The sequence below is a fragment of the Klebsiella sp. MS 92-3 genome, from assembly GCF_000195655.1.
Taxonomy (GTDB): domain Bacteria; phylum Pseudomonadota; class Gammaproteobacteria; order Enterobacterales; family Enterobacteriaceae; genus Klebsiella; species Klebsiella pneumoniae.
This window is the reverse complement of sequence record NZ_GL882831.1, coordinates 1-2,082: the sequence shown is the minus strand read 5'-3', so window position 1 is coordinate 2,082 and position 2,082 is coordinate 1. Positions and strand designations below refer to the sequence as shown.

2 protein-coding genes are annotated in these 2,082 nt (G+C 61.9%); both read right to left on the bottom strand.

All coding sequences use genetic code 11. The annotated features are described in order from the left end of the window. Positions 1-1,119 (bottom strand): 3'-5' exonuclease (locus HMPREF9538_RS08700; RefSeq protein ID WP_009485682.1); only part of this gene is annotated, 1,119 nt, incomplete at its 3' end. A gap of 175 nt (positions 1,120-1,294) precedes the next feature. Then, on the bottom strand, positions 1,295-1,990 hold the full coding sequence (gene araD, locus HMPREF9538_RS08705; RefSeq protein ID WP_002888353.1) for an L-ribulose-5-phosphate 4-epimerase: 696 nt from the start codon (positions 1,988-1,990) through the stop codon (positions 1,295-1,297). Positions 1,991-2,082: the final 92 nt, after the last annotated feature.

Genomic DNA, 2,082 nt, shown 5'->3' with positions numbered 1-2,082 from the left:
GGCGCCCGCGCCGCCGTGGCGGTCGGCGGGCAGACCGTTGACCGTCGCCCGTTCGAGCAAAAACGGCATGATCTCCGTTTTGTGGAAGATCCGCGTCACCAGCTCGCAATCCTGCAGGTTATAGATGGCCAGCGCCGGTTTGTCTTCATGAAAGCGGCGATCGATCTCATCCATCCGATCCCATGGGTTGTCGATGGCTTTGCCTTCTCCCAGCAGCTCGCGGGCCACCGCCTCCAGCGAAAAGGAGGAGAAATTCCAGAACGCCGATTTTAGCGCGTCGATGCCGTCGATAATCAGCCGCCCGTTGGCCTGGGCGAAAAAGACGCCGTTCTTAAAGCCGTGCTCACGCCACTCCAGCTCGCTGTTGCCGCGGCCGAGCCGCAGCGGGATGCGATAGCGTTCGGCGTGCTTTTGCAGAACGCGCAGATCGAACTGCACTACGTTCCAGCCGATCAGCACGTCGGGGTCGTGTTCGGCAAACCAGGCGTTGAGCTTTTCCAGCAGCAGGGGACGGCTGGCGGTGAAGACCAGCTCGAAGTCGACGTCTGGCGGCGTTTCCGGTTCGGGGCCCAGCATGTAGACCACCCGCTGGCCGCAGCCTTCCAGACCGATGCAGTACAGCTCGCCGTGGCGGCTGGTTTCGATATCCAGCGACACCCATTTCAGCGGCGGACGATAGTCAGGGTTCGGCTTCATGCGCGCGTTGACCAGCTGCGAGCCGCGCGTTTCGCCTTCCACCCACACCGGGGCGGTGATAAAGCGCTCCATCAGATAGCGCTCCGGCGGGCGGATATCGCCTTCGTAAACGGTGACGCCGCTGTCGCGGAGCATCTTCTCCAGACGCATCAACTGGCGATGGGCGCGGCAGTAGAGGCCAACAATTGGCTGACGGTGGAAATCTTTCAGGGCCAGCGGGGCGAAGCGGAGCCCTTTCTCCCCCTGCAGCAGCCGTTCAGCCTGCGCCCGCTGCGCTTCGGGAATAAAGGCGACGGACTCCTGCGGCGGGAGGGTGACCTGCAGCGGACCGTCGTCGGTGGCCAGCCAGAAGGAGAGCTCGGTGCCCTGCGGAGTGTCCCGCCAGTGACGGGTGAGTAAAAATCCTGCTCGTGGCTGGGTCACGGGTATTCTCGCCGATAAAAAACCAGGCCTGATTATAGCCTGGTTTCATGAAGGGTGCTGGGGTTTTATACAGGTGTTCGGCGCTAATGTTGCCCCGGATTGCGGCTTGCGCCTTATCCAGGCTACCAGATGGCGCAGAGCCCTGGCCCTGCTAAGCGCAGCGCGAGCAGGGTGATTATTGGCCGTAGTAGGCTTTGGCCCCGTGCTTACGCAGATAGTGCTTATCCAGCAGGGTCTGCTGCATAGCCGGCAGCTGCGGCGCCAGCTGGCGGCAGAAAATCCCCATATAGGCGATCTCTTCCAGCACGATGGCGTTATGCACCGCGTCTTCGGCGTTCTTGCCCCAGGCGAACGGGCCGTGGGAATGGACCAGCACGCCGGGCATCTGCGCCGGGTCGATTCCCTGCTGGCGGAAGGTTTCGACAATCACGTTGCCGGTTTCCCACTCATAGTCGCCGTTGATCTCCGCATCGGTCATTAACCTGGTGCAGGGCACCGGGCCATAAAAGTAGTCGGCATGGGTAGTGCCGGTCGCGGGAATAGATTGCCCGGCCTGCGCCCAGATGGTGGCGTGGCGCGAATGGGTATGCACAATGCCGCCCAGCGTCGGGAAGGCCTGATACAGCAGGCGATGGGTCGGGGTATCCGACGAGGGCTTTTTATTACCCTCTACCACTTCGCCGCTCTCCAGACTGACCACCACCATATCGTCGGCGGTCATCACGCGGTAATCCACACCGGAGGGTTTGATCACGAACACCCCTTTCTCGCGGTCGACGGCGCTGACGTTGCCCCAGGTTAAGGTCACCAGATTATGCTTTGGCAGAGCCAGGTTAGCTTCCAGCACCTGGCGTTTAAGATCTTCTAACATAGTGTGCTCCGAATAGCAGGCGAGTCGGGTATCCCTCACCCCGACCCTCTCCCGGCGGGAGAGGGAGAAAGGCGGCATGGCGCCCGGTCGGG

What these genes read in the sequence shown, in the direction of transcription:
- araD (WP_002888353.1), bottom strand. Translation starts at nt 1,990, where the DNA reads ATGTTAGAAGATCTTAAACGCCAGGTGCTGGAAGCTAACCTGGCTCTG.